The organism is Thiohalospira halophila DSM 15071 (genome assembly GCF_900112605.1).
Taxonomy (GTDB): domain Bacteria; phylum Pseudomonadota; class Gammaproteobacteria; order Thiohalospirales; family Thiohalospiraceae; genus Thiohalospira; species Thiohalospira halophila.
Map to the genome: position 1 here is coordinate 1 of NZ_FOMJ01000002.1, position 18,877 is coordinate 18,877.

Here is an 18,877-nt window from a genome sequence, read left to right on the forward strand (position 1 = left end):
AAGCGGGACGACGTCGAGCGTGGTCAGGTGCTGGCGAAGCCGGGCTCCATCACGCCGCACACGCGTTTCGAGTGCGAGGTGTACGTGCTTTCTAAGGAAGAGGGGGGGCGTCATACGCCCTTCTTCAACGGCTACCGGCCGCAGTTCTATTTCCGTACCACGGACGTGACCGGTTCGGTGGAACTGCCGGAGGGCACGGAGATGGTGATGCCGGGTGACAACGTCCAGATGACGGTATCGCTGATTGCGCCCATCGCCATGGAGGACGGTCTGCGCTTCGCGATTCGCGAGGGCGGCCGCACCGTGGGTGCCGGCGTCGTCTCGAAGATCATCGAGTAATCGACATGGCCGCACTGAGTCAGCGCATCCGTATCCGCCTCAAGGGCTTCGACCACCGTCTCATCGACCAGTCGGCGAGTGAGATCGTGGACACGGCCAAGCGCACAGGCGCCCAGGTCCGTGGCCCGATTCCCCTGCCGACGAAGCAGGAACGGTTCACCGTCCTCAAGTCGCCGCACGTGAACAAGGACGCTCGTGACCAGTACGAGCTCCGGACCCACAAGCGGCTCATGGACATCGTGGACCCGACCGACAAGACGGTCGACGCCCTCATGAAGCTGGATCTTGCCGCCGGTGTGGATGTCCAGATCAAGCTGAACTGACGTCCACACGACAGGTGGGAGTGCGGTGAGGCCCCCTCGAGGGGCCTTTGCCGTCGAATGAAACGCATCGGTCAACCGAAATCGATGCCAGCGAGGTAGAGAACAATGGCAATCGGCGTAGTAGGCCGTAAGGTGGGCATGTCGCGCGTGTTCACCGAAAACGGCGAGGCTGTCCCGGTCACCGTGATCGAGGTCGAGCCCAATCGCATCACCCAGATCAAGTCCGCGGCCACTGATGGTTACGAGGCGGTCCAGGTGACCGTTGGCGAGCGCCGGCCATCGCGGGTCACGAGCCCCATGGCAGGGCATTTCGCCAAGGCGGGTGTCGAAGCCGGGCGCAACGTGCAGGAGTTCCGTATCCAGGATCCTTCCGCAGAGGAAGGGCTGGAAGCCGGGAACGAGATCCGGGTCGACCGCTTCAGCGATGGTCAGAAGGTCGACGTCACCGGGGTCAGTATCGGTAAGGGGTTTGCCGGGACCATCAAACGGCACAACTTCTCTGCGCAGCGGACCACGCACGGCAACTCCAAGTCCCACCGGGTCCCCGGCTCCATTGGTCAGAACCAGAGTCCGGGCCGCGTCTTCAAGGGTAAGAAGATGTCCGGCCAGATGGGCAACAAACGTACCACGGTTCAGAATCTGGAGGTGGTGCGCGTGGATGCCGACCGTAACCTGCTTCTCGTCCGGGGGGCAGTCCCCGGCGCCAAGGGTGGCGATGTCATCGTCCGCCCGGCAGTCAAGGCGCAGGAGGGCTGAACCGATGGAACTCAAGAAGACGACGGCGGGCGGCAACGCCTCGACCAACAGCGTTGAGCTCAGTGACGGCATCTTTGCCAATGCGTTCAACGAAGATCTCGTCGCCCAGGTGGTGACCGCGTATATGAACCGCGCCCGTCAGGGCTCGAAGGCGCAGAAGAGCCGCTCCGACGTTCGCGGTGGCGGCGCCAAGCCCTGGCGGCAGAAGGGGACCGGGCGCGCCCGGTCCGGGACGATTCGAAGCCCGATCTGGACCGGCGGCGGCAAGACGTTCGCGGCTGAGCCCCGTGACTTCTCCCAGAAGGTCAATCGGAAGATGTACCGGGGTGCGATGCGCTCCATCCTCTCCGAGCTGGTGCGTCAGGAACGCCTGATGGTCATGGACAAGCTCGAGCTCGAGGCGCCCAAGACCCGCGAGCTTGCCGGCCAGCTGAAGAAACTCGGTGCCGAGGATGCCCTCATCGTGACGGCAGAGCTGGACGAAAAGCTCTACCTGGCCTCGCGCAATCTGCCCCACGTGGCGGCCATCGATGCCGAGGCCCTGGATCCGGTCAGCCTGGTGGGCTTCGGCAAGGTCATCATGACGGCCGCAGCGGTCAAGCGTGTCGAGGAGAAGCTGGCATGAATCAAGAGCGACTCATGAAGGTCCTGCTCGCGCCGCACGTCTCCGAGAAGACCACGCGTGCGGCCGAAGAAGACAACCAGGTGGCGTTCCGGGTGCTGCCCGACGCGAACAAGCTGGAGATCCGCAAGGCGGTAGAGACGCTTTTCAATGTCGACGTAGTCAACGTGCAAACGGTCTACGTGAAGGGCAAGAAGAAGCGTTTCGGCGTCCAGCAGGGGCGGCGCAAAGACTGGAAGAAGGCGTACGTCCGACTGGCCGAGGGCCAAGACATCGACTTCGTCGGCGCCGAGTAAGGAGGGTTTCGCATGGCACTGAAGAAGGCAAATCCGACCTCTCCGGGGCGTCGCTTCGTAGTCCAGGTCGTCAACGAGGAGCTGCACAAGGGGCGTCCATGGGCGCCGCTGACCGAGAAGCAGCACCGGCGTGGCGGTCGTAACAGCGACGGCCGGATCACGGCCCGGCACCGGGGTGGTGGCCACAAGCAGCTCTATCGCCACATCGATTTCCGGCGCGGCAAGGACGGGGTTCCGGCGCGGGTGGAGCGGCTCGAGCACGACCCGAACCGGAGCGCGCACATCGCGCTGCTCCTGTACGCCGACGGCGAGCGCCGGTACATCCTGGCGCCGCGGAACGTGAACGTCGGCACGGAGCTTCGGTCGGGCGTGGATGCCCCCATTCGCCCCGGCAATGCCCTGCCGCTTCGCAATATCCCGGTGGGTACGACCATCCACAATGTCGAGATGAAGCCGGGCAAGGGCGGTCAGCTCGCTCGCGCTGCCGGGACCGGTGTTCAGCTGGTCGCCCGCGAGGGGACCTACGCGACTCTGCGGCTGCGCTCCGGCGAGATGCGGAAGGTACACGTCGACTGCCGCGCTACGGTGGGCGAGGTCGGCAACTCGGAGCATACCCTGCGCAAGCTCGGTAAGGCCGGGGCCAAGCGGTGGGCCGGTGAACGGCCGACGGTTCGTGGCGTATCCATGAACCCCGTGGATCACCCCCACGGCGGTGGTGAGGGCCGCACGGCCGGCGGGCGTCATCCGGTGTCCCCCTGGGGGCAGCCCACCAAGGGCTACCGGACGCGCAAAAACAAGGCGACGGACAAGTTCATCGTCCGCCGTCGCAAGCGGAAATAAGGGTACGAATCGTCATGCCTCGTTCCATCAAGAAGGGTCCTTTCGTCGATCTCGACCTCGTCAAGAAGGTGGAGGCGGCTCACGCCTCGGGCAGCAAGAAGCCCATCAAGACCTGGTCCCGGCGTTCCATGGTGGTCCCCGACATGATCGGGTTGACCATTGCGGTCCATAACGGCCGTCAGCATGTTCCGGTGCTTATCTCCGAGAACATGGTCGGTCACAAGCTCGGCGAATTCGCGAGCACGCGGCACTTCCGCGGGCACGCCGCCGACAAGAAGTCGCGCTAGGGGGTAGAGAACATGGAAACCGCAGCTAAGCTCCGGTTCGCGCGCATCTCGCCGCAGAAGACCCGTCTGGTCGCCGACCAGGTTCGGGGCATGCCGGTGGAGGCCGCGCTACAGCAGCTCACCTTCAGCCCCAAGAAGGCCGCGGAAGTCGTCCGCAAGGTGATCGAGTCGGCGGTGGCCAATGCCGAACACAACGACGGCGCCGATATCGACGAGCTCCGCGTTCAGCGGATCACCGTCGACGAGGGCCCGGCACTCAAGCGCATCCAGGCGCGAGCCAAGGGGCGCGCGAATCGAATCCTCAAGCGGACCAGCCACATTACCGTGGTGGTCGCGGAACAGTAGGAGAGGCACGGAATGGGTCACAAGGTACATCCGACCGGCATTCGCCTCGGGATCGTCAAGGACTGGCGCTCCACCTGGTATGCCGACAGCAAGCAGTACCCGGAGCTGCTCCACAACGATCTGCAGGTCCGCGACTACCTGAACAAGAAGCTGGCGCACGCCTCCGTGAGCCGGATCCAGATCGAGCGGCCCGCCAAGAATGCGCGGATCACCATCCACACGGCGCGGCCGGGGATCGTGATCGGCAAGAAGGGCGCCGACATCGAACGGCTCCGCCAGGAGATCCGCGGGCTGGTGGGCGTCGACGAGGTCAAGATCGACATCGAGGAGATCCGTAAGCCGGAGATCGATGCCGAACTCGTCGCGCAGAACATCGCTCAGCAGCTCGAGAAGCGGATCATGTTCCGCCGGGCCATGAAGCGGGCCGTGGGTAATGCCATGCGGCTCGGTGCCCAGGGCGTCAAGGTCAACGTGGCGGGCCGCCTGAACGGCGCGGAGATCGCTCGTTCGGAGTGGTATCGAGAGGGCCGCGTGCCTCTGCACACCCTCCGGGCCGACGTTGACTACGCCCTGGCAGAGGCCAAGACCACGTACGGCGTCATCGGCGTGAAAGTCTGGATCTTCAAGGGCGAGATCATGGACACCCACGAGCACAACAAGGCGCAGGGCGGCGACGCCGAGAAGCCGGCTGCCAACCAGGGGTAACCGACATGCTCCAGCCGAAGCGAACAAAATTCCGCAAGCGCCAGAAGGGCCGTAATACCGGTCTCGCTACCTCCGGCACCGACGTCAGCTTTGGCGAGTTCGGGCTGAAGGCGGTGGAGCGGGGTCGGATCACCTCGCGCCAGATCGAGGCGGCCCGTCGGGCGATGAATCGCTACATTAAGCGTGGCGGGAAGATCTGGATCCGGATCTTCCCCGACAAGCCCATCTCCGAAAAGCCCCTGGAGGTCCGCATGGGCAAGGGCAAGGGCAACGTCGAGTACTGGGTCTCCGAGATCCAGCCCGGCAAGATGCTCTACGAGATGGAAGGGGTCTCGGAAGAGGTCGCGCGGGAGGCGTTCCGTCTCGCGGCGCAGAAGCTTCCGGTCAAGACGGTATTCGTAACCCGGACGGTGTTGTGATGAAGGCGAGTGATCTGCGCAACAAGAACGAGGCCGAGCTGCGCGAAGAGCTCACGGGCCTGCTGCGCGAGCAGTTCAACCTGCGCATGCAGCACGCCACCGGCCAACTGGACAAGAATCACCGTTTGAAGGCGGTCCGCCGCGATATCGCGCGCGTCAAGACGGTGCTCAACGAAAGGGTCGAGCAGGCATGAGCGAGGAAAAGCAGGCGCGGAGCGTTGTCGGGCGAGTAGTCTCCGACAAGGCCGACAAGACCGTCACGGTGCTCATCGAGCGCCGGGTCGCGCACCCCCTCTACAAGAAGTTCATGAAGCGCTCTACCAAGGTGCGCGCGCATGACGAGAACAACGAGGGCCGTGAAGGCGACCTCGTCCGCATCCAGGAGGGGCGGCCGCGGTCCAAGACCAAGAGCTGGGAGCTCACCGGCGTGGTTGAACGCCCGGATTAACTCTTGGGAATAGCGCAAACCGGTGGTACAATTGCCGGCTTTGCTGCGGGTCGCCGGATCGGCATCGACAAGCTTCGGAGACAGTCATGATACAGATGCAGACGACGCTGAATGTGGCGGATAACAGTGGCGCCCGCCGCGTGCAGTGCATCAAGGTGCTCGGCGGCTCCAAGCGTCGCTACGCCAATATCGGAGACATCATCAAGGTGAGCGTTAAGGAGGCGATCCCGCGGGGTCGCGTCAAGAAGGGTGATGTCTACAACGCCGTGGTCGTGCGCTCGTGCAAGGGCGTTCGGCGGCCGGACGGGTCCGTGATCCGTTTCGATGCCAATGCCGCGGTGCTGCTGAACGCTCAGCTGCAGCCGGTGGGGACCCGTATCTTCGGGCCGGTGACCCGCGAGCTGCGCACCGAGAACTTCATGAAGATCATCTCGCTGGCACCTGAAGTGCTGTAAGAGGGGCGGAGCAATGCGAAAAATCAAGCAGGGCGACCAGGTGGTCGTCGTTGCCGGTAAGGACAAGGGCGAGCGCGGCACCGTTCTTCGGGTCGTTCAGCGCCGCCGCGGGCTCGGGGTTGTCGTCGAAGGCGTCAACCAGGTCCGCAAGCACCAGAAGCCCAATCCGCAGCTCGGCCAGCCCGGCGGGATCATCGAGCAGGAGAAACCGCTGGATATCTCCAACGTGATGCTCCTGAATCCGGCTACCGGTGGCGGTGACCGAGTCGGCTTCAAGGTCCTCGAGGACGGGCGGAAGGTGCGCTACTTCAAGTCCAACGGCGAAACCGTGGACGCCTGACATTGGGGGCCGAAGGCATGGCACGACTCAAAGACTACTATCGCGAACAGGTGATCCCCCAGATGCGGGATCAGTTCGGTTACGGCAACATCATGGAGGTGCCCCAGATCAGCAAAGTCACGCTGAACATGGGCATCGGCGAGGCGGTTTCCGACAAGAAGGTGCTGGAGAATGCCATGGAGGACATGGCGGCGATCAGTGGCCAGCGCCCCATTGTGACCAAGGCGCGGAAGTCGGTCGCGGGATTCAAGATCCGCGAAGGCTGGCCCATTGGCTGCAAGGTGACTCTCCGTCGGGAACGGATGTACGAGTTCCTGGATCGCCTGGTCTCGGTGGCCATTCCGCGGATCCGGGACTTCCGGGGGCTTAACGGCAACAGCTTCGACGGCCGTGGGAACTACACCATGGGGGTTCGCGAGCAGATCATGTTCCCGGAGATCGATTACGACCGTATCGATACCATCCGTGGCATGGATATCACCGTCGCGACCACGGCGAATACCGACCAGGAGGCACGGGCGCTGCTCGGGGCCTTCAACTTCCCGTTCAAGGGGTAGGACAATGGCGAAACGCAGCATGATCGAGCGCGAAAAGAAGCGCGCCCGCCTGGCCAAGAAGTACGCGGCCAAGCGCGAAGAACTCAAGGGTCGGGTGAAGGACACCACGCTTCCCCCGGAGGAGCGGCTGGCAGCTCAGCGTGAGCTTCAGAAGATCCCGCGCAACGCGAGTCCGGTGCGGCGCGAGAATCGCTGTTCAGTGACTGGCCGTCCGCACGGGTATTACCGGAAGTTCGGCCTCGGGCGAAACAAGCTGCGGGAGGCCGTTATGCGCGGCGATGTCCCGGGCGTTCGCAAGAGCAGCTGGTAGGGACGGAGGAAGCACGCATGAGCATGAGCGATCCCGTCAGCGATATGCTGACCCGCATCCGCAACGGCCTTTCCGCCGAGAAGACCCGGGTCAGTATGCCGGCCTCTGGGTTGAAGTCGAATATTGCCCGCGTCCTCAAGGAAGAGGGTTTCATCAAGGATTGGTCGACCCGGGACAACGCCGGAAAACCGCTGCTGGATATTGATCTCAAGTACTTCGAGGGACGGCCCGTTATCGAGCGAATCGACCGCGTTTCGCGCCCCGGGCTCCGTACCTACCGTGGCCGCGACGACCTGCCAAAGGTGGCCAACGGGCTCGGGGTGGCCGTCGTCTCGACGCCCAAGGGCGTCATGACCGACCGCGCCGCCCGGGCCTCCGGCCACGGCGGCGAGGTCATCTGCTACGTCTTCTAGGGGGGGTTCGGCCATGGCGAGAACAACACAGAATCCGTTGAGCATCCCGTCCGGGGTCGAGCTTCAGGTCGACGGTCGCCGGATCCAGGTGAAGGGCAGCAAGGGCGAGCTCGAGCACGACGTCCATCAGGATGTCGACATCGAGGAGGGGAGCGGCGAAGTCCGCTTCCGCCCTCGTGATGACAACTTCAAGACGAATGCCCTGACCGGTACCACTCGGGCCGTGGTGCGGAACATGATCCAGGGCGTCAGCGAAGGGTTCGAGCGTCGGCTGCAGATGGTAGGCGTCGGATACCGCGCTCAGGCGCAGGGGCAGACGCTGAACCTCAACGTCGGCTTTTCACACCCGGTGAACTACGAGGTGCCGGAAGGCATCACCATCGAGACCCCGAGCCAGACCGAGATTTTGGTCAAGGGAATCGACAAGCAGCAGGTGGGTCAGGTGGCCGCCGAGCTTCGTGCCTACCGTCCGCCGGAGCCCTATAAGGGCAAGGGTGTACGGTATGCCGATGAGCGGGTCATCATGAAAGAGGCCAAGAAGAAGTAGGGGCGAACATGGACAAGAAAACGGTACGTCTGCGTCGCGCCCGTCGGGGCCGCGCCAAGATTCGCGAGCTGGGGATGCACCGCCTGTGCGTCCATCGTACGCCCCGGCATATTTATGCCCAGGTGATTGCACCCGATGGCGGCACCACCGTCGCCGCCTCCTCCACCGTGGAGACGGAGATGCAGGAGACGGTCGGTACCACTGGCAACAGCAATGCCGCCGCCGCGGTGGGCCGGGCCATCGCCGAGAAGGCCAAGGGGGCCGGAGTCACCAAGGTGGCGTTCGACCGGTCCGGGTTCCAGTATCACGGTCGTATTCGCGCGCTGGCTGATGCCGCGCGGGAAAACGGGCTCGAATTCTGAGGTAACGAAATGGCGTCCTTTAATCAGAGCCAAGCCACCGATGGCCTCCAGGAACGGCTGGTCACCATTAACCGCGTCGCCAAGGTGGTCAAGGGCGGTCGGCTGTTCTCCTTCACCGCGTTGACGGTCGTCGGCGACGGTGAGGGCCGTGTCGGTTACGGCTACGGCAAGGCGCGCGAGGTGCCGTCCGCGATTTCCAAGGCGATGGAAGACGCGCGGAAGAACATGGTTCGGGTTCCCATGAATGGAGGCACGCTTCAGTACCCGGTTACGGCCACCCACGGGGCTGCGAAGGTCTTTATGCAACCCGCGTCGGCCGGTACGGGCATTATCGCGGGCGGTGCGATGCGAGCGGTCTTTGATGTCGCCGGCGTCCATGATGTGCTCGCCAAGTGCATCGGTTCCAACAATCCGATCAACGTGCTGCAGGCGACGCTCAACGGGCTTCGCGAGATGCGCGGTCCGGAAGAGGTCGCTGCCAAGCGTGGCATCGCGGTCGAAGACCTGGTGGGTTAGCCATGAGTGAGAACACGATCAAGGTTACGCTCGTTCGAAGTCCGGCGCATCGTCGTGAGAACCACAAGGCCTGCGTCCGGGGGCTCGGCCTCCGGCGCATGAATCATACTCGCGAGGTCCTCGATACCCCGGAGAATCGCGGCATGATCAACAAGGTCTCCTACATGCTCCGCGTCGAGGAGAACTGACTATGCGACTCAACGATCTGCGGCGCGCCAAGGGCGCACGGAAAGAGAGGAAGCGGGTCGCCCGCGGGACCGGAAGCGGGCTCGGCAAGACCGCCGGCCGTGGACATAACGGTCTCAAGTCGCGCTCCGGCGGCCGCGTCAGCCCCGGCTTCGAGGGTGGCCAGATGCCGCTGCAGCGCCGGCTGCCAAAGGTTGGCTTCCGCTCCCGGATGGCTCGGACGACCGCGGAGGTCCGTCTTGATCGCCTCGGCAAGGTCGAGGGCGATGCCGTGACACTGGAGGGCCTCAAGGCCGCGGGCGTCATCCCGCACAGCATGGAGCGTGCGAAGATCATCGGCAGTGGTGAAATCGCCGGTCCGGTGACCGTCCGGGGCCTGCGGGTGACCAAGGGCGCCCGGGCAGCGATCGAGGCGGCCGGCGGCCGCGTCGAAGACTAAGGGGGCAAGGTGTCGACATCGCGGAGCGCCATGGCGAGCGCCCTCGGCGGCGGGAAGCTGACGGAACTCAAGCAGCGGCTGCTGTTCGTTCTGGGAGCGATTATCGTCTTCCGGATCGGGGCGCACATCCCGGTCCCGGGAATCGACCCCGTTGCGCTTTCCGCGATGTTCGAGCAGCAGAAGGGCACCATCCTGGACATGTTCAACATGTTCTCGGGGGGCGCGCTCAAACGGCTCACCGTGTTCGCCCTCGGGATCATGCCGTACATATCGGCATCGATCATCATGCAGCTGCTCACCAAGGTATCGCCCAAGCTGGAGCAGATCAGCAAGGAAGGCGCGGCCGGGAAGCGCAAGATCACGCAGTATACGCGTTACGCCACGCTGGCTCTCGCGACCTTCCAGGCGATCGGTGTTGCCATTGCGCTGGAAGGGCAGCAAGCCGGCGGCGTTCCTGTGGTCATCGACCCGGGCTGGGCGTTCCGGTTCGTTGCGGTCATCACACTGGTTTCCGGCACCATGTTCCTGATGTGGCTCGGCGAGCAGATCACCGAGCGGGGGATCGGCAACGGTATTTCGCTGATCATCTTTGCCGGGATCGTGGCCGGGCTTCCGTCGGCCATCGGGGGTACGCTCGAGCTGGCCCGCACCGGCGAGCTGTCGGTCGCGTTGCTCATTCTGCTGTTCATCCTGGCCCTGGCCGTCACCGCGTTCGTGGTCTTCATGGAGCGCGGGCAGCGTCGGATCACAGTCAATTACGCCAAGCGGCAGCAAGGCCGGAAGGTCTATGCCGGGCAGTCGAGCCATCTCCCGCTGAAGGTGAACATGGCCGGGGTGATCCCGCCGATCTTCGCGTCGAGCATCATCCTGTTCCCGGCTACTCTCGGGGGCTGGTTCGGCTCGGCCGAGGGTATGGGGTGGCTGCAGGACCTATCCAACACCCTGTCCCCCGGCCAGCCGCTGTACGTGTTGTTCTACGCGCTGGCGATCATCTTCTTCACGTTCTTCTACACCGCGCTGATGTTCAATCCGCGGGAGACCGCCGACAACCTGAAGAAGTCCGGGGCGTTCGTCCCGGGGATTCGTCCCGGGGAGCAGACGGCGAAGTACGTGGACAAGGTGCTGTCCCGACTGACTGTAGTGGGCGCCCTGTATATCACCGCCGTGTGCCTGCTGCCCGAGTTCCTCATCGTGGCCTGGAACGTACCCTTCTATTTCGGCGGTACATCGCTGCTCATCATCGTCATTGTGATCATGGACTTCATGGCCCAGGTCCAGGCGCACTTGATGTCGCACCAGTACGACGGCCTTATGAAGAAAGCCAACCTTACCCAGCGCTGAAGCGCCGGGTCCATCGAATCGGGAGTCAAGCAGATGAAGGTTCGTGCATCGGTCAAGAAGATCTGCCGCAACTGCAAGATCATCAAGCGCAACGGGACTGTCCGGGTTATTTGCTCGGACGGTCGCCATAAGCAGCGCCAGGGTTGAGCGGCGCAGAAGGAAACGATAGACTAGTGGGTTCCCTGGTGGCCGCCCGGCCGCCTCGACGAGTATTGCAGGAGTCTGGGTAAATGGCCCGTATAGCTGGTGTCAACATCCCGGTGAACAAGCACGCCGAGATCGCGCTTACCACCATCTACGGCATTGGCCGCACCACCGCGCAGGCCGTGTGTGATGCCGCCAATGTCCCGCGGAACACGCCGGTCCGCGAGCTTAGCGAAGACCAGGTCGATCGCCTCCGGGACGAGGTCGGCAAGCTCTCCGTGGAGGGTGATCTCCGGCGTGAGATCTCCATGAACATCAAGCGGCTCATGGACCTCGGCTGCTACCGGGGGCTTCGGCACCGGCGGGGGCTTCCCGTCCACGGCCAGCGCACGCGTACCAATGCGCGTACCCGCAAGGGTCCGCCGCGCGCCATCCGCCGCTAAACGGAGTCCATCATGGCGAAGCAACAGCAGCAGAGCCGCGCCAAGAAGCGGGTCAAAAAGAATGTAGTGGACGGGGTGGCACATGTGCATGCCTCGTTCAACAACACGATCATCACCATCACCGACCGTCAGGGCAATGCTCTGAGCTGGGCGACTGCCGGCGGTTCGGGTTTCCGGGGGTCGCGCAAGAGCACGCCCTTCGCCGCGCAGGTCGCGGCGGAGCGGGCCGGCGCCACGGCCCAGGAGATGGGGCTGAAGAACGTCGAGGTCTGGGTCAAGGGGCCCGGTCCGGGGCGTGAGTCCGCGGTTCGCGCGCTCAACAATCTCGGCCTCAAGGTGACGAACATCGCGGACGTGACGCCCATCCCGCACAACGGGTGCCGTCCTCCCAAGAAACGCCGCGTCTGACACATCCGGAGGCTTGTCTTGGCAAGGTATATCGGTCCCAAATGCCGCCTTTGTCGCCGTGAGGGCGAGAAGCTCTACCTCAAGGGCGAAAAGTGCTACTCCAGCAAGTGCCCCATCGAGACGCGGGCGTTCCCGCCGGGGCAGCACGGACAGGCCCGCAAGGGCCGCATGTCCGACTACGCAACACAGCTTCGCGAGAAGCAGAAGCTGCGGCGGAGTTATGGTGTTCTCGAGCACCAGTTCCGCCTGTATTACAAGGAAGCCGACCGTCGGAAGGGTTCCACGGGTGAGAACCTGCTGCAGCTGCTCGAGTCGCGACTGGACAACGTGGTGTTTCGCATGGGCTTTGCAAGCTCCCGTGACGAGGCTCGCCAGCTGGTCCGGCATGACGGCATCCTCCTGAATGGCCGGAAGATGAATATCCCGTCCCATCAGGTGAAAGGGGGTGATCGGGTCGAGGTCGCGGAGGGTTCCCGTAATCAGCTGCGCATCGAGCGCGCGCTGGAGCTGGCCGCTGACCGGGGCTTCCCGGACTGGGTCGACGTGGATTCCAGCAAGCGGTCCGGAGTCTACAAGGCCGCGCCGGAACGCGCGGAGCTCCCGGCAGAGACCAACGAGCATCTGGTCGTCGAGCTTTACTCCAAGTAGGACGACGCTGGCGGCCAACGGCCGCCGGTGTTCTGAGGCGAAGACAAGAGGGCATTCATGCAGGCACCCGTTTCGGAATTCCTCAAGCCCCGCATGGTCGGGGTCGAGCGCTTGGAGGCCAACACCTCCCGGGTGACGCTCGAACCCCTGGAGCGTGGCTTCGGGCACACGCTGGGTAATGCGCTCCGTCGCATCCTGCTCTCCTCCCTTAGCGGCGCAGCGGTCGTTGAGGCGGAGATCGAGGGCGTGCTCCACGAGTACACCAGCATGGAAGGGGTTCAGGAAGATGTCATGGATATCCTCCTCAACCTCAAGGGGCTGGCCTTCCAGTTGCACGGCGCCAACAGCGTCGAGCTCCGGCTGAACGCGAAGGGCCCGGGCGCGGTTACCGGCGCAGATATCGAGCTCGGCCCCGACGTCGAACTCGCGAATCCCGAGCACGTCATCGCCCATCTAACGGATGCCGGCGAACTCAATATGACGCTGCGTGTCGCGGTGGGTCGTGGCTATCAACCGGCGACCATCGGTGAAGGGGAAGAGGACGAGGAGCGGCCCATCGGGCGCCTGTCGCTGGACGCGAGCTTTAGCCCTATCCGGCGGGTTACGTATGCGGTTGAGCGGGCGCGTGTGGAGCAGCGGACGGACCTTGACAAGCTCATCATCGATCTCGAGACGAACGGAACCGTCGATCCCGAGCAGGCCATTCGTACGGCGGCCACGATCCTTCAGGATCAGCTTGGTGCGTTCGTTGACCTGGAGGGCAGTGAAGGGGGGACTACCGCTGCGGAGCAGTCGGACGTCGACCCCATCCTTCTGCGGCCCATCGAGGACCTCGAGCTCACTGTGCGCTCGGCGAACTGTCTCAAGGCGGAACAGATCTATTACATCGGCGATCTCATCCAGCGCACCGAGGTCGAGCTGCTCAAGACGCCGAATCTCGGCAAGAAGTCGCTGACCGAGGTGAAGGATGTGCTCGCCAAGCACGGTCTGTCCCTCGGCATGAAGCTGGATAACTGGCCGCCGCCCAATCTCGGTAAGGGCGACGGCGACGAGCGCAGCTCGGCCTGAGCGAAGGAAAGGGGAATAGGTTATGCGTCATCGTAAGGACGGTCGGAATTTCCGGCGGGACGGATCTCACCGTCGCGCCATGTTCAGCAACATGGCTTCGTCGCTCTTCGAGCACGAGGTCATCAAGACCACCCTCCCCAAGGCGAAGGAGCTTCGTCGAGTGGCAGAGCCGCTGGTCACCATGGCCAAGGAGGATACGGTCGCCAATCGCCGTCGGGCCTTCGCCAAACTGCGGGACAAGCAGATGGTGTCCAAGCTGTTCGACGAGCTTGGTCCGCGGTATACCAGTCGGCCCGGGGGCTACCTTCGGATCCTGAAGTGCGGATATCGCAACGGCGATGGTGCGCCGATGGCGATCGTCGAGATGGTGGATCGTCCGGAGGTGGACGAGGACGACGTGGAATCGGAGTCCGCGGCCACCGCCTGACGACCGACAGGCAGGGTCCATGCTGGTACTGGTCACTGACTTCGGCCTGGCTGGACCCTACACCGGGCAGATGGAGGTCGTCCTCCATCAGGAGGCGCCGGGCATCCCGCAAGTGGATCTTCTCGCCGACGCTCCGGTCTTTGACCCCCGCTCGACCTCCTACCTACTGGCGGCCTACGCCGACTCTTTCCCGCTGGACAGCGTCTTTCTCGTGGTCGTGGACCCCGGTGTCGGTACTCACCGGCCGGCAGTCGTCCTGAGAGCGGACGGCCGCTGGTTTGTCGGACCCGACAACGGTGTGCTGGTCATGGTCGCGCGGCGAGCCCGAACCGTGCACTGGTGGCGGATCGATTGGCGACCGCCGGGCCTCTCGGCGAGTTTCCACGGTCGGGATCTCTTCGCGCCGGTTGCCGCGGCGCTCACCCGGGGTGATATGCGGGGTCTGGTGGATATCCCGAAACCCGCGATGGCGGGGGCGGATTGGGACGAGGAACTGAAGGCCGTCGTCTATATTGACCACTACGGCAACGCCATCACCGGTATGCGAGCCAGAGCGATCCCGGACGGGGTAGCGCTCCGGGCGGGGGGAACGCGGGTTGAGACGGCCAGGGTGTTCGCCGATGTCCCGGCCGGGCGACCCCTCTGGTACGAGAACAGTAATGGGCTGGCCGAGATCGCCGTCAACCAGGGCAGGGCCGATGAGGCCCTGGGGCTCGCGCCGGGGAGTGCCGTGACACCAATTGTAGGGGACAATACCCTGTCCTAGGATTTCAGTGGCCGGAGCGTGGCATCCGGCCTGGGTGTTCAAGGGGAGAGAAGGGGAGCAACATGCAAGGGAACACGCCCCACGGTCGCGCCAAGGGCGCAGACCTGGCCCTGGCTGAGCGGATCCTCGCCGGCATGGGGAATCCTGCGCTGGCCGTGATCCTCTGGGACGGTAGCCGTGTCGGGCCGTCGGATACGGTGGCCGATGTCGCGGTCGCCGATCGGCGGGCGTTGTGGGCCATTGCCCTGAATGCGGATCTTCACTTCGGCGACCTCTATGCGGCCGGTCGGGTGCGCATCGATGGTGACCTGCAGACCTTCCTGGAGACGGGGTATCGCGCCATGGACGGGCAGCCGACCCCCTGGCCGTTGCGCTTCCTCCACCGCTGGCAGAATCGGCCGCGACGGAACTCCCTGAACGGCTCCCGGGAGAACATCCACCATCACTATGACCTGGGCAATGACTTCTACCGGCTCTGGCTGGATCAGGAGGTCATGCAGTACACCTGCGCCTACTATCCCAGCGAATCGGCCAGCCTGGAGGAGGCACAGATAGCCAAGCTCCACCATGTCTGCCGCAAGCTGCGGCTCAAGCCGGGAGATACGGTAGTCGAGGCGGGTTGCGGCTGGGGTGGCCTGGCTCGCTTCATGGCCAAGCATTATGGCGTGAAGGTACGCGCCTTTAATGTCTCGCAGGAGCAGTTGCGCTTCGCCCGGGAGGAGGCCGAACGGCAGGGGCTCTCGGATCGGGTGGAGTACGTCGAGGACGACTACCGGAACATTGAGGGGACCTACGACGTCTTCGTCTCGGTGGGTATGCTCGAGCATGTCGGCACGGAGCAATATCCGGAACTGGGGGCAGTGATCGATCGGGTGCTTGCCCCCCACGGCCGGGGCCTCATCCACACCATCGGGCGGAATCGGCCCCAGCTCATGAATCCGTGGATCGAAAAGCGTATCTTTCCCGGGGCCTACCCCCCCACCCTGCGGGAGATGGCGGCCATCTTCGAGCCGTATGCCTTCTCGATCCAGGACGTGGAAAACATCCGGCTCCACTACGCGCGGACCCTCCAGCACTGGCTGGAGCGGTTCGAGGCCAACGTGGAGACGGTCCGGCAGATGTTCGACGAGCACTTCGTGCGGACCTGGCGGCTCTACCTCGCCGGCTCCATTGCCAGCTTCACCACGGGGGAGCTGCAGCTCTTCCAGACCGTCTTTACACGGCCGGACTACAATGAGCTCCCCTGGAGCCGCGCCTATCTCTACACCGCCGGGGAGGAAGGGGCATGAGCGAACGCAGCGACGTCCTCATCGTCGGCGGCGGTCCCGGCGGTTCCACCCTGGGTCGGGCGCTCGCTCGGCAGGGCCTGGATGTGACCATCGTCGACAAGCAGACCTTCCCCCGGGACAAGGTCTGCGCCGGCTGGGTGACCCCCGCGGTCATGGAGTCCCTGGACCTGGACCCGAACGAATACGCCCGGGATGCCGTCCTGCAGCCCATCCACGCCTTTCGCACCGGCATGCTCGGTCAGCGCACCGTGGTCTCTCGCTACCCGGAACCGGCGAGTTACGGGATCCGGCGCTACGAGTTCGATGCCTGGCTGCTGGAACGGGCCATCAACGACGGTGTCCGTACCGCGCAGGGCCAGCCTCTGAAAGAGCTGCGCCGGGAAGACGGTGAGTGGGTGCTCAATGACCATCTGCGCACACCGCTGCTCATCGGTGCCGGCGGCCACTTCTGTCCCGTGGCGCGCCACCTCGGGGCGGCGAAGCCCGGCTCCTCGGAGACCGCGGTCCACGCCCAGGAGATCGAGTTCGAGATGACGCCGGAGCAGGCGGCTGCCTGTCCGGTGGAGGCCGACGTGCCGGAGCTCTACTTCCTCCGCGACCTCTCCGGCTACGGCTGGATCGTGCGCAAGGGGGACTGGCTGAATATCGGCCTCGGTCGCGAGGGGGGCCAGAAGCTCGGTGAGCAGGTAAGCGCCTTCGCCGAGGAGCTCAAGGCCATGGGGCGGCTCCACATCGACCCACCGAGCAAGTTCAAGGGCCACGCCTACCTGCTCCACGGCCACAGCCCGCGGCCGCCGGTTCACGACGGGGCCCTGCTCATCGGTGACGCAGCCGGCCTGGCCTATCCGCAGAGCGGCGAGGGGATCCGGCCGGCAGTGGAGTCCGCGCTCATGGCGGCGGAGGTCATTGGTGCCGCGGGTGGCGATTACAGTGCCGACCGCCTGGCCGCCTTCGGCGACCGGCTACAGCGCCGCTTCGGCAAGGGGTCGGCGGCGGGTGAACCCGGGCCGGTGAAACAGGCCCTGGCGCGGCCGCTCATGGCCTCGAGCTGGTTCGCCCGCCACGTCATCCTCGACCGTTGGTTCCTCCACCGCCACCAGGCCCCCTTGGCCCCGGCGGCCTGAAGGGCCCGGTAGCCGAATAACCGGGACTACTTGTCGTCGCGCCAGCGGTCCAGCTGGCGCCGTTCCCGCTTGGTGGGCCGGCCGGCACCGGGCTCGCGCCGGGGTGGGCCTCCGGCAGCCGCGCGGAGGCGCTCCTCGCGGCCTGCCTCCCGCGCCTGCCGGCTCTCCTCGGTCTCGGTGTAGAGGTTCTCGGCCTGGCTGGCCGGCCCACGCTTCTCCGTCAGGCCATCCACGGTGACCGTCCAGGTCCCGCCCTCCTTGCGCACGGTGATGGAGTCGCCGATCTGGAGTCCGCGGGCCGGCTTGGTCCGTTCGCCATTGAGGTGGACCTTGCCGCCGCTGACCGCCTCCGTGGCCAGGCCCCGGGTCTTGTAGAACCGGGCGGCCCAGAGCCACTTGTCGATACGGACCCGGTCGCCGGCCACGGCGGTCACTCCCCGGGGCTCGCCCCGATGTCCCGCCGGCAGAACGCCCCCGCGAAGGAGATGGCGTCCACCGCCGCATAGGTGTGGGTACGTGCCGCCTCGAGGTCGTCTCCACGGGCGGTGACGCAGAGGACGCGACCGCCGGCCGTGACCACCTCGTCCCCCGGTCTGTTCGCCGTGCCGGCGTGGAAGACCTTCCGATCATCCCCGTCCAGGCCCGTGAGCCCGTGGATGGGATCCCCCTTGCGATAGCTGCCCGGATACCCCTCGGCGGCCAGGACCACGCCCAGGGCCGGTCGGGGGTCCCAGGCGAGCTTGGCGGCCGGCAGGCCGCCCTCGGTCCCTGCCCGGCAGAGGGCCACGAGGTCCGACTCCAGGCGCAGTAGCAGAGGCTCGGTCTCGGGGTCGCCCAGCCGGCAGTTGTACTCCAGGACCCGCGGGTTGCCGTCCCCGTCGAGCATGAGGCCGGCGTAGAGGAAGCCGCGGTAGTGGATCCCGTCGGCGGCCAGGCCCTCCACGGTGGGGGTGATCACCTCGTCCAGGATCCGCTGGAAGAGGGCGTTGTCCACCTCCGGGGCCGGCGAGTAGGCGCCCATGCCCCCGGTGTTGGGGCCCTGGTCACCGTCATCCCGCGCCTTGTGGTCCCGGGAGGTGGCCAGGGGGCGTACGTCGGAGCCGTCCACCAGCGCCATGAAGGAGAGCTCCCGGCCGGGCAGGAATTCCTCGACGACGACCCGGCGGCCGGCCTCGCCGAAGGCGTTGCCGGCGAGCATATCCCGGGCAGCGGCCTCGGCCTCGTCCACCGTGTGAGCGACCACGACGCCCTTGCCAGCGGCCAGGCCGTCGGCCTTCACCACCAGGGGCGCGCCCTGCTCCCGGATCCAGGCGATGGCGGCATCGGCGTCGGTGAAGGTGGCATGGGCCGCCGTGGGGATCCCGTGGCGCTCCATGAAGGCCTTGGCGAAGGCCTTGGAGCCCTCCAGCTGGGCCGCCTCCGCCCCCGGGCCGAAGCAGGGGATGCGCACCGCGGCCAGGGCGTCGGCCAGGCCGGCCACCAGCGGGGCCTCGGGGCCGGGGATGACCAGGCCGATGCCGAGGTCGCGAGCCCGTTCCACCAGGCCGGTGACGTCCTCGGCGGCCACGTCGAGGTTCTCGATGCGGGGTTCCGCGGCGGTGCCGGCATTGCCCGGGGCGACGTAGACGCGGCCCGCCTCGGCCGATTGCGCGGCCTTCCAGGCCAGGGCGTGTTCGCGGCCGCCGCCGCCGACGATGAGTACGTCCATGGGGCC

The 18,877-nt window shown here is 65.3% G+C and carries 34 protein-coding genes; 32 read left to right on the top strand and 2 right to left on the bottom strand.

What is annotated here, in order from left to right; genetic code table 11:
• From BM272_RS03920 to BM272_RS04075, 32 genes are all read left to right on the top strand, one after another.
• Positions 1–339 (top strand): EF-Tu C-terminal domain-related protein (locus BM272_RS03920; RefSeq protein ID WP_449649472.1); only part of this gene is annotated, 339 nt, incomplete at its 5' end.
• Between the two features lie 5 nt (positions 340–344).
• A complete protein-coding gene (gene rpsJ / locus BM272_RS03925; protein ID WP_093427466.1) occupies positions 345–662 on the top strand; it encodes a 30S ribosomal protein S10 in 318 nt (105 codons plus the stop codon).
• Between the two features lie 105 nt (positions 663–767).
• A complete protein-coding gene (gene rplC, locus BM272_RS03930; RefSeq protein ID WP_093427467.1) occupies positions 768–1,418 on the top strand; it encodes a 50S ribosomal protein L3 in 651 nt (216 codons plus the stop codon).
• 4 nt (positions 1,419–1,422) lie between these two features.
• The gene (gene rplD / locus BM272_RS03935; protein WP_093427468.1) at positions 1,423–2,043 is read left to right on the top strand and encodes a 50S ribosomal protein L4; all 621 of its coding nucleotides are present in this window, start codon (positions 1,423–1,425) and stop codon (positions 2,041–2,043) included.
• Positions 2,040–2,336 (top strand): 50S ribosomal protein L23, encoded by a 297-nt coding sequence (rplW, locus tag BM272_RS03940; protein ID WP_093427469.1) that lies wholly within the window; start codon positions 2,040–2,042, stop codon positions 2,334–2,336. Before rplD ends, rplW begins: the two co-directional genes overlap by 4 nt.
• Before the next feature lie 12 nt (positions 2,337–2,348).
• A complete protein-coding gene (rplB, locus tag BM272_RS03945) occupies positions 2,349–3,176 on the top strand; it encodes a 50S ribosomal protein L2 (protein ID WP_093427470.1) in 828 nt (275 codons plus the stop codon).
• Positions 3,177–3,190: 14 nt separating this feature from the next.
• Positions 3,191–3,463 carry a 30S ribosomal protein S19 gene (gene rpsS, locus BM272_RS03950; protein WP_093427471.1) on the top strand — a complete coding sequence of 91 codons (273 nt, stop codon included), beginning with the start codon at positions 3,191–3,193 and terminating at the stop codon, positions 3,461–3,463.
• A 12-nt stretch (positions 3,464–3,475) separates the two neighbouring features.
• Positions 3,476–3,808, top strand: a complete 333-nt coding sequence (gene rplV / locus BM272_RS03955; RefSeq protein WP_093427472.1) for a 50S ribosomal protein L22 — start codon at positions 3,476–3,478, stop codon at positions 3,806–3,808.
• Positions 3,809–3,820: 12 nt separating this feature from the next.
• Positions 3,821–4,513, top strand: coding sequence for a 30S ribosomal protein S3 (rpsC, locus tag BM272_RS03960; protein WP_093427473.1), 693 nt, complete (start codon positions 3,821–3,823; stop codon positions 4,511–4,513).
• Positions 4,514–4,518: 5 nt separating this feature from the next.
• The gene (gene rplP, locus BM272_RS03965; protein ID WP_093427474.1) at positions 4,519–4,932 is read left to right on the top strand and encodes a 50S ribosomal protein L16; all 414 of its coding nucleotides are present in this window, start codon (positions 4,519–4,521) and stop codon (positions 4,930–4,932) included.
• Positions 4,932–5,126, top strand: a complete 195-nt coding sequence (rpmC, locus tag BM272_RS03970) for a 50S ribosomal protein L29 (RefSeq protein ID WP_093427475.1) — start codon at positions 4,932–4,934, stop codon at positions 5,124–5,126. Before rplP ends, rpmC begins: the two co-directional genes overlap by 1 nt.
• Entirely contained in the window at positions 5,123–5,380 is a 258-nt protein-coding gene (gene rpsQ, locus BM272_RS03975; RefSeq protein ID WP_093427476.1) for a 30S ribosomal protein S17, read from the top strand. The genes rpmC and rpsQ overlap by 4 nt, the downstream gene beginning before the upstream one ends.
• A gap of 86 nt (positions 5,381–5,466) precedes the next feature.
• Positions 5,467–5,835 (top strand): 50S ribosomal protein L14, encoded by a 369-nt coding sequence (rplN, locus tag BM272_RS03980; RefSeq protein WP_093427477.1) that lies wholly within the window; start codon positions 5,467–5,469, stop codon positions 5,833–5,835.
• Positions 5,836–5,848: 13 nt separating this feature from the next.
• Positions 5,849–6,175, top strand: coding sequence for a 50S ribosomal protein L24 (gene rplX / locus BM272_RS03985; RefSeq protein ID WP_093427478.1), 327 nt, complete (start codon positions 5,849–5,851; stop codon positions 6,173–6,175).
• A 17-nt stretch (positions 6,176–6,192) separates the two neighbouring features.
• The gene (gene rplE, locus BM272_RS03990) at positions 6,193–6,732 is read left to right on the top strand and encodes a 50S ribosomal protein L5 (protein ID WP_093427479.1); all 540 of its coding nucleotides are present in this window, start codon (positions 6,193–6,195) and stop codon (positions 6,730–6,732) included.
• Positions 6,733–6,736: 4 nt separating this feature from the next.
• Positions 6,737–7,042: a 30S ribosomal protein S14 gene (gene rpsN, locus BM272_RS03995; protein ID WP_093427480.1), complete on the top strand. Its 306-nt coding sequence runs from the start codon at positions 6,737–6,739 to the stop codon at positions 7,040–7,042.
• Positions 7,043–7,059: 17 nt separating this feature from the next.
• Positions 7,060–7,455 carry a 30S ribosomal protein S8 gene (gene rpsH, locus BM272_RS04000; RefSeq protein ID WP_093427481.1) on the top strand — a complete coding sequence of 132 codons (396 nt, stop codon included), beginning with the start codon at positions 7,060–7,062 and terminating at the stop codon, positions 7,453–7,455.
• A gap of 13 nt (positions 7,456–7,468) precedes the next feature.
• Entirely contained in the window at positions 7,469–8,002 is a 534-nt protein-coding gene (rplF, locus tag BM272_RS04005) for a 50S ribosomal protein L6 (protein WP_093427482.1), read from the top strand.
• A gap of 8 nt (positions 8,003–8,010) precedes the next feature.
• Positions 8,011–8,364 carry a 50S ribosomal protein L18 gene (rplR, locus tag BM272_RS04010; protein ID WP_093427483.1) on the top strand — a complete coding sequence of 118 codons (354 nt, stop codon included), beginning with the start codon at positions 8,011–8,013 and terminating at the stop codon, positions 8,362–8,364.
• A gap of 9 nt (positions 8,365–8,373) precedes the next feature.
• Entirely contained in the window at positions 8,374–8,880 is a 507-nt protein-coding gene (rpsE, locus tag BM272_RS04015) for a 30S ribosomal protein S5 (RefSeq protein ID WP_093427484.1), read from the top strand.
• Between the two features lie 2 nt (positions 8,881–8,882).
• Positions 8,883–9,068 (top strand): 50S ribosomal protein L30, encoded by a 186-nt coding sequence (gene rpmD / locus BM272_RS04020; RefSeq protein WP_093427485.1) that lies wholly within the window; start codon positions 8,883–8,885, stop codon positions 9,066–9,068.
• 2 nt (positions 9,069–9,070) lie between these two features.
• Positions 9,071–9,505: a 50S ribosomal protein L15 gene (gene rplO, locus BM272_RS04025; RefSeq protein WP_093427486.1), complete on the top strand. Its 435-nt coding sequence runs from the start codon at positions 9,071–9,073 to the stop codon at positions 9,503–9,505.
• A 30-nt stretch (positions 9,506–9,535) separates the two neighbouring features.
• On the top strand, positions 9,536–10,846 hold the full coding sequence (gene secY / locus BM272_RS04030) for a preprotein translocase subunit SecY (protein ID WP_205407743.1): 1,311 nt from the start codon (positions 9,536–9,538) through the stop codon (positions 10,844–10,846).
• Between the two features lie 33 nt (positions 10,847–10,879).
• Complete coding sequence (rpmJ, locus tag BM272_RS04035; RefSeq protein ID WP_093427488.1) at positions 10,880–10,993, top strand: 50S ribosomal protein L36; 114 nt, start codon at positions 10,880–10,882, stop codon at positions 10,991–10,993.
• An 83-nt stretch (positions 10,994–11,076) separates the two neighbouring features.
• The gene (gene rpsM, locus BM272_RS04040; protein WP_093427489.1) at positions 11,077–11,433 is read left to right on the top strand and encodes a 30S ribosomal protein S13; all 357 of its coding nucleotides are present in this window, start codon (positions 11,077–11,079) and stop codon (positions 11,431–11,433) included.
• 12 nt (positions 11,434–11,445) lie between these two features.
• Positions 11,446–11,841: a 30S ribosomal protein S11 gene (gene rpsK, locus BM272_RS04045; protein ID WP_093427490.1), complete on the top strand. Its 396-nt coding sequence runs from the start codon at positions 11,446–11,448 to the stop codon at positions 11,839–11,841.
• A gap of 18 nt (positions 11,842–11,859) precedes the next feature.
• The gene (rpsD, locus tag BM272_RS04050) at positions 11,860–12,489 is read left to right on the top strand and encodes a 30S ribosomal protein S4 (protein ID WP_093427491.1); all 630 of its coding nucleotides are present in this window, start codon (positions 11,860–11,862) and stop codon (positions 12,487–12,489) included.
• A 57-nt stretch (positions 12,490–12,546) separates the two neighbouring features.
• On the top strand, positions 12,547–13,557 hold the full coding sequence (locus tag BM272_RS04055) for a DNA-directed RNA polymerase subunit alpha (protein ID WP_093427492.1): 1,011 nt from the start codon (positions 12,547–12,549) through the stop codon (positions 13,555–13,557).
• 22 nt (positions 13,558–13,579) lie between these two features.
• Positions 13,580–13,984 (top strand): 50S ribosomal protein L17, encoded by a 405-nt coding sequence (gene rplQ / locus BM272_RS04060; protein ID WP_093427493.1) that lies wholly within the window; start codon positions 13,580–13,582, stop codon positions 13,982–13,984.
• Positions 13,985–14,003: 19 nt separating this feature from the next.
• Positions 14,004–14,750 (top strand): SAM hydrolase/SAM-dependent halogenase family protein, encoded by a 747-nt coding sequence (locus tag BM272_RS04065; protein WP_093427494.1) that lies wholly within the window; start codon positions 14,004–14,006, stop codon positions 14,748–14,750.
• 62 nt (positions 14,751–14,812) lie between these two features.
• On the top strand, positions 14,813–16,039 hold the full coding sequence (locus BM272_RS04070) for an SAM-dependent methyltransferase (protein ID WP_093427495.1): 1,227 nt from the start codon (positions 14,813–14,815) through the stop codon (positions 16,037–16,039).
• The gene (locus tag BM272_RS04075) at positions 16,036–17,163 is read left to right on the top strand and encodes an NAD(P)/FAD-dependent oxidoreductase (RefSeq protein WP_093427496.1); all 1,128 of its coding nucleotides are present in this window, start codon (positions 16,036–16,038) and stop codon (positions 17,161–17,163) included. The genes BM272_RS04070 and BM272_RS04075 overlap by 4 nt, the downstream gene beginning before the upstream one ends.
• A 26-nt stretch (positions 17,164–17,189) precedes the next feature.
• Here the strand turns inward: BM272_RS04075 and BM272_RS04080 are convergent, their stop codons facing one another.
• Both BM272_RS04080 and purD read right to left on the bottom strand, forming a co-directional pair.
• Entirely contained in the window at positions 17,190–17,597 is a 408-nt protein-coding gene (locus BM272_RS04080) for an RNA-binding S4 domain-containing protein (protein ID WP_093427497.1), read from the bottom strand.
• Positions 17,594–18,871 (bottom strand): phosphoribosylamine--glycine ligase, encoded by a 1,278-nt coding sequence (purD, locus tag BM272_RS04085; RefSeq protein WP_093427498.1) that lies wholly within the window; start codon positions 18,869–18,871, stop codon positions 17,594–17,596. The genes BM272_RS04080 and purD overlap by 4 nt, the downstream gene beginning before the upstream one ends.
• Positions 18,872–18,877: the final 6 nt, after the last annotated feature.

Coding starts and splice junctions, on each gene's coding strand:
- rpsJ (WP_093427466.1), top strand. CDS start 345: ATGGCCGCACTGAGTCAGCGCATCCGTATCCGCCTCAAGGGCTTCGAC.
- rplC (WP_093427467.1), top strand. CDS start 768: ATGGCAATCGGCGTAGTAGGCCGTAAGGTGGGCATGTCGCGCGTGTTC.
- rplD (WP_093427468.1), top strand. CDS start 1,423: ATGGAACTCAAGAAGACGACGGCGGGCGGCAACGCCTCGACCAACAGC.
- rplW (WP_093427469.1), top strand. CDS start 2,040: ATGAATCAAGAGCGACTCATGAAGGTCCTGCTCGCGCCGCACGTCTCC.
- rplB (WP_093427470.1), top strand. CDS start 2,349: ATGGCACTGAAGAAGGCAAATCCGACCTCTCCGGGGCGTCGCTTCGTA.
- rpsS (WP_093427471.1), top strand. CDS start 3,191: ATGCCTCGTTCCATCAAGAAGGGTCCTTTCGTCGATCTCGACCTCGTC.
- rplV (WP_093427472.1), top strand. CDS start 3,476: ATGGAAACCGCAGCTAAGCTCCGGTTCGCGCGCATCTCGCCGCAGAAG.
- rpsC (WP_093427473.1), top strand. CDS start 3,821: ATGGGTCACAAGGTACATCCGACCGGCATTCGCCTCGGGATCGTCAAG.
- rplP (WP_093427474.1), top strand. CDS start 4,519: ATGCTCCAGCCGAAGCGAACAAAATTCCGCAAGCGCCAGAAGGGCCGT.
- rpmC (WP_093427475.1), top strand. CDS start 4,932: ATGAAGGCGAGTGATCTGCGCAACAAGAACGAGGCCGAGCTGCGCGAA.
- rpsQ (WP_093427476.1), top strand. CDS start 5,123: ATGAGCGAGGAAAAGCAGGCGCGGAGCGTTGTCGGGCGAGTAGTCTCC.
- rplN (WP_093427477.1), top strand. CDS start 5,467: ATGATACAGATGCAGACGACGCTGAATGTGGCGGATAACAGTGGCGCC.
- rplX (WP_093427478.1), top strand. CDS start 5,849: ATGCGAAAAATCAAGCAGGGCGACCAGGTGGTCGTCGTTGCCGGTAAG.
- rplE (WP_093427479.1), top strand. CDS start 6,193: ATGGCACGACTCAAAGACTACTATCGCGAACAGGTGATCCCCCAGATG.
- rpsN (WP_093427480.1), top strand. CDS start 6,737: ATGGCGAAACGCAGCATGATCGAGCGCGAAAAGAAGCGCGCCCGCCTG.
- rpsH (WP_093427481.1), top strand. CDS start 7,060: ATGAGCATGAGCGATCCCGTCAGCGATATGCTGACCCGCATCCGCAAC.
- rplF (WP_093427482.1), top strand. CDS start 7,469: ATGGCGAGAACAACACAGAATCCGTTGAGCATCCCGTCCGGGGTCGAG.
- rplR (WP_093427483.1), top strand. CDS start 8,011: ATGGACAAGAAAACGGTACGTCTGCGTCGCGCCCGTCGGGGCCGCGCC.
- rpsE (WP_093427484.1), top strand. CDS start 8,374: ATGGCGTCCTTTAATCAGAGCCAAGCCACCGATGGCCTCCAGGAACGG.
- rpmD (WP_093427485.1), top strand. CDS start 8,883: ATGAGTGAGAACACGATCAAGGTTACGCTCGTTCGAAGTCCGGCGCAT.
- rplO (WP_093427486.1), top strand. CDS start 9,071: ATGCGACTCAACGATCTGCGGCGCGCCAAGGGCGCACGGAAAGAGAGG.
- secY (WP_205407743.1), top strand. CDS start 9,536: ATGGCGAGCGCCCTCGGCGGCGGGAAGCTGACGGAACTCAAGCAGCGG.
- rpmJ (WP_093427488.1), top strand. CDS start 10,880: ATGAAGGTTCGTGCATCGGTCAAGAAGATCTGCCGCAACTGCAAGATC.
- rpsM (WP_093427489.1), top strand. CDS start 11,077: ATGGCCCGTATAGCTGGTGTCAACATCCCGGTGAACAAGCACGCCGAG.
- rpsK (WP_093427490.1), top strand. CDS start 11,446: ATGGCGAAGCAACAGCAGCAGAGCCGCGCCAAGAAGCGGGTCAAAAAG.
- BM272_RS04055 (WP_093427492.1), top strand. CDS start 12,547: ATGCAGGCACCCGTTTCGGAATTCCTCAAGCCCCGCATGGTCGGGGTC.
- rplQ (WP_093427493.1), top strand. CDS start 13,580: ATGCGTCATCGTAAGGACGGTCGGAATTTCCGGCGGGACGGATCTCAC.
- BM272_RS04065 (WP_093427494.1), top strand. CDS start 14,004: ATGCTGGTACTGGTCACTGACTTCGGCCTGGCTGGACCCTACACCGGG.
- BM272_RS04070 (WP_093427495.1), top strand. CDS start 14,813: ATGCAAGGGAACACGCCCCACGGTCGCGCCAAGGGCGCAGACCTGGCC.
- BM272_RS04075 (WP_093427496.1), top strand. CDS start 16,036: ATGAGCGAACGCAGCGACGTCCTCATCGTCGGCGGCGGTCCCGGCGGT.
- purD (WP_093427498.1), bottom strand. CDS start 18,871: ATGGACGTACTCATCGTCGGCGGCGGCGGCCGCGAACACGCCCTGGCC.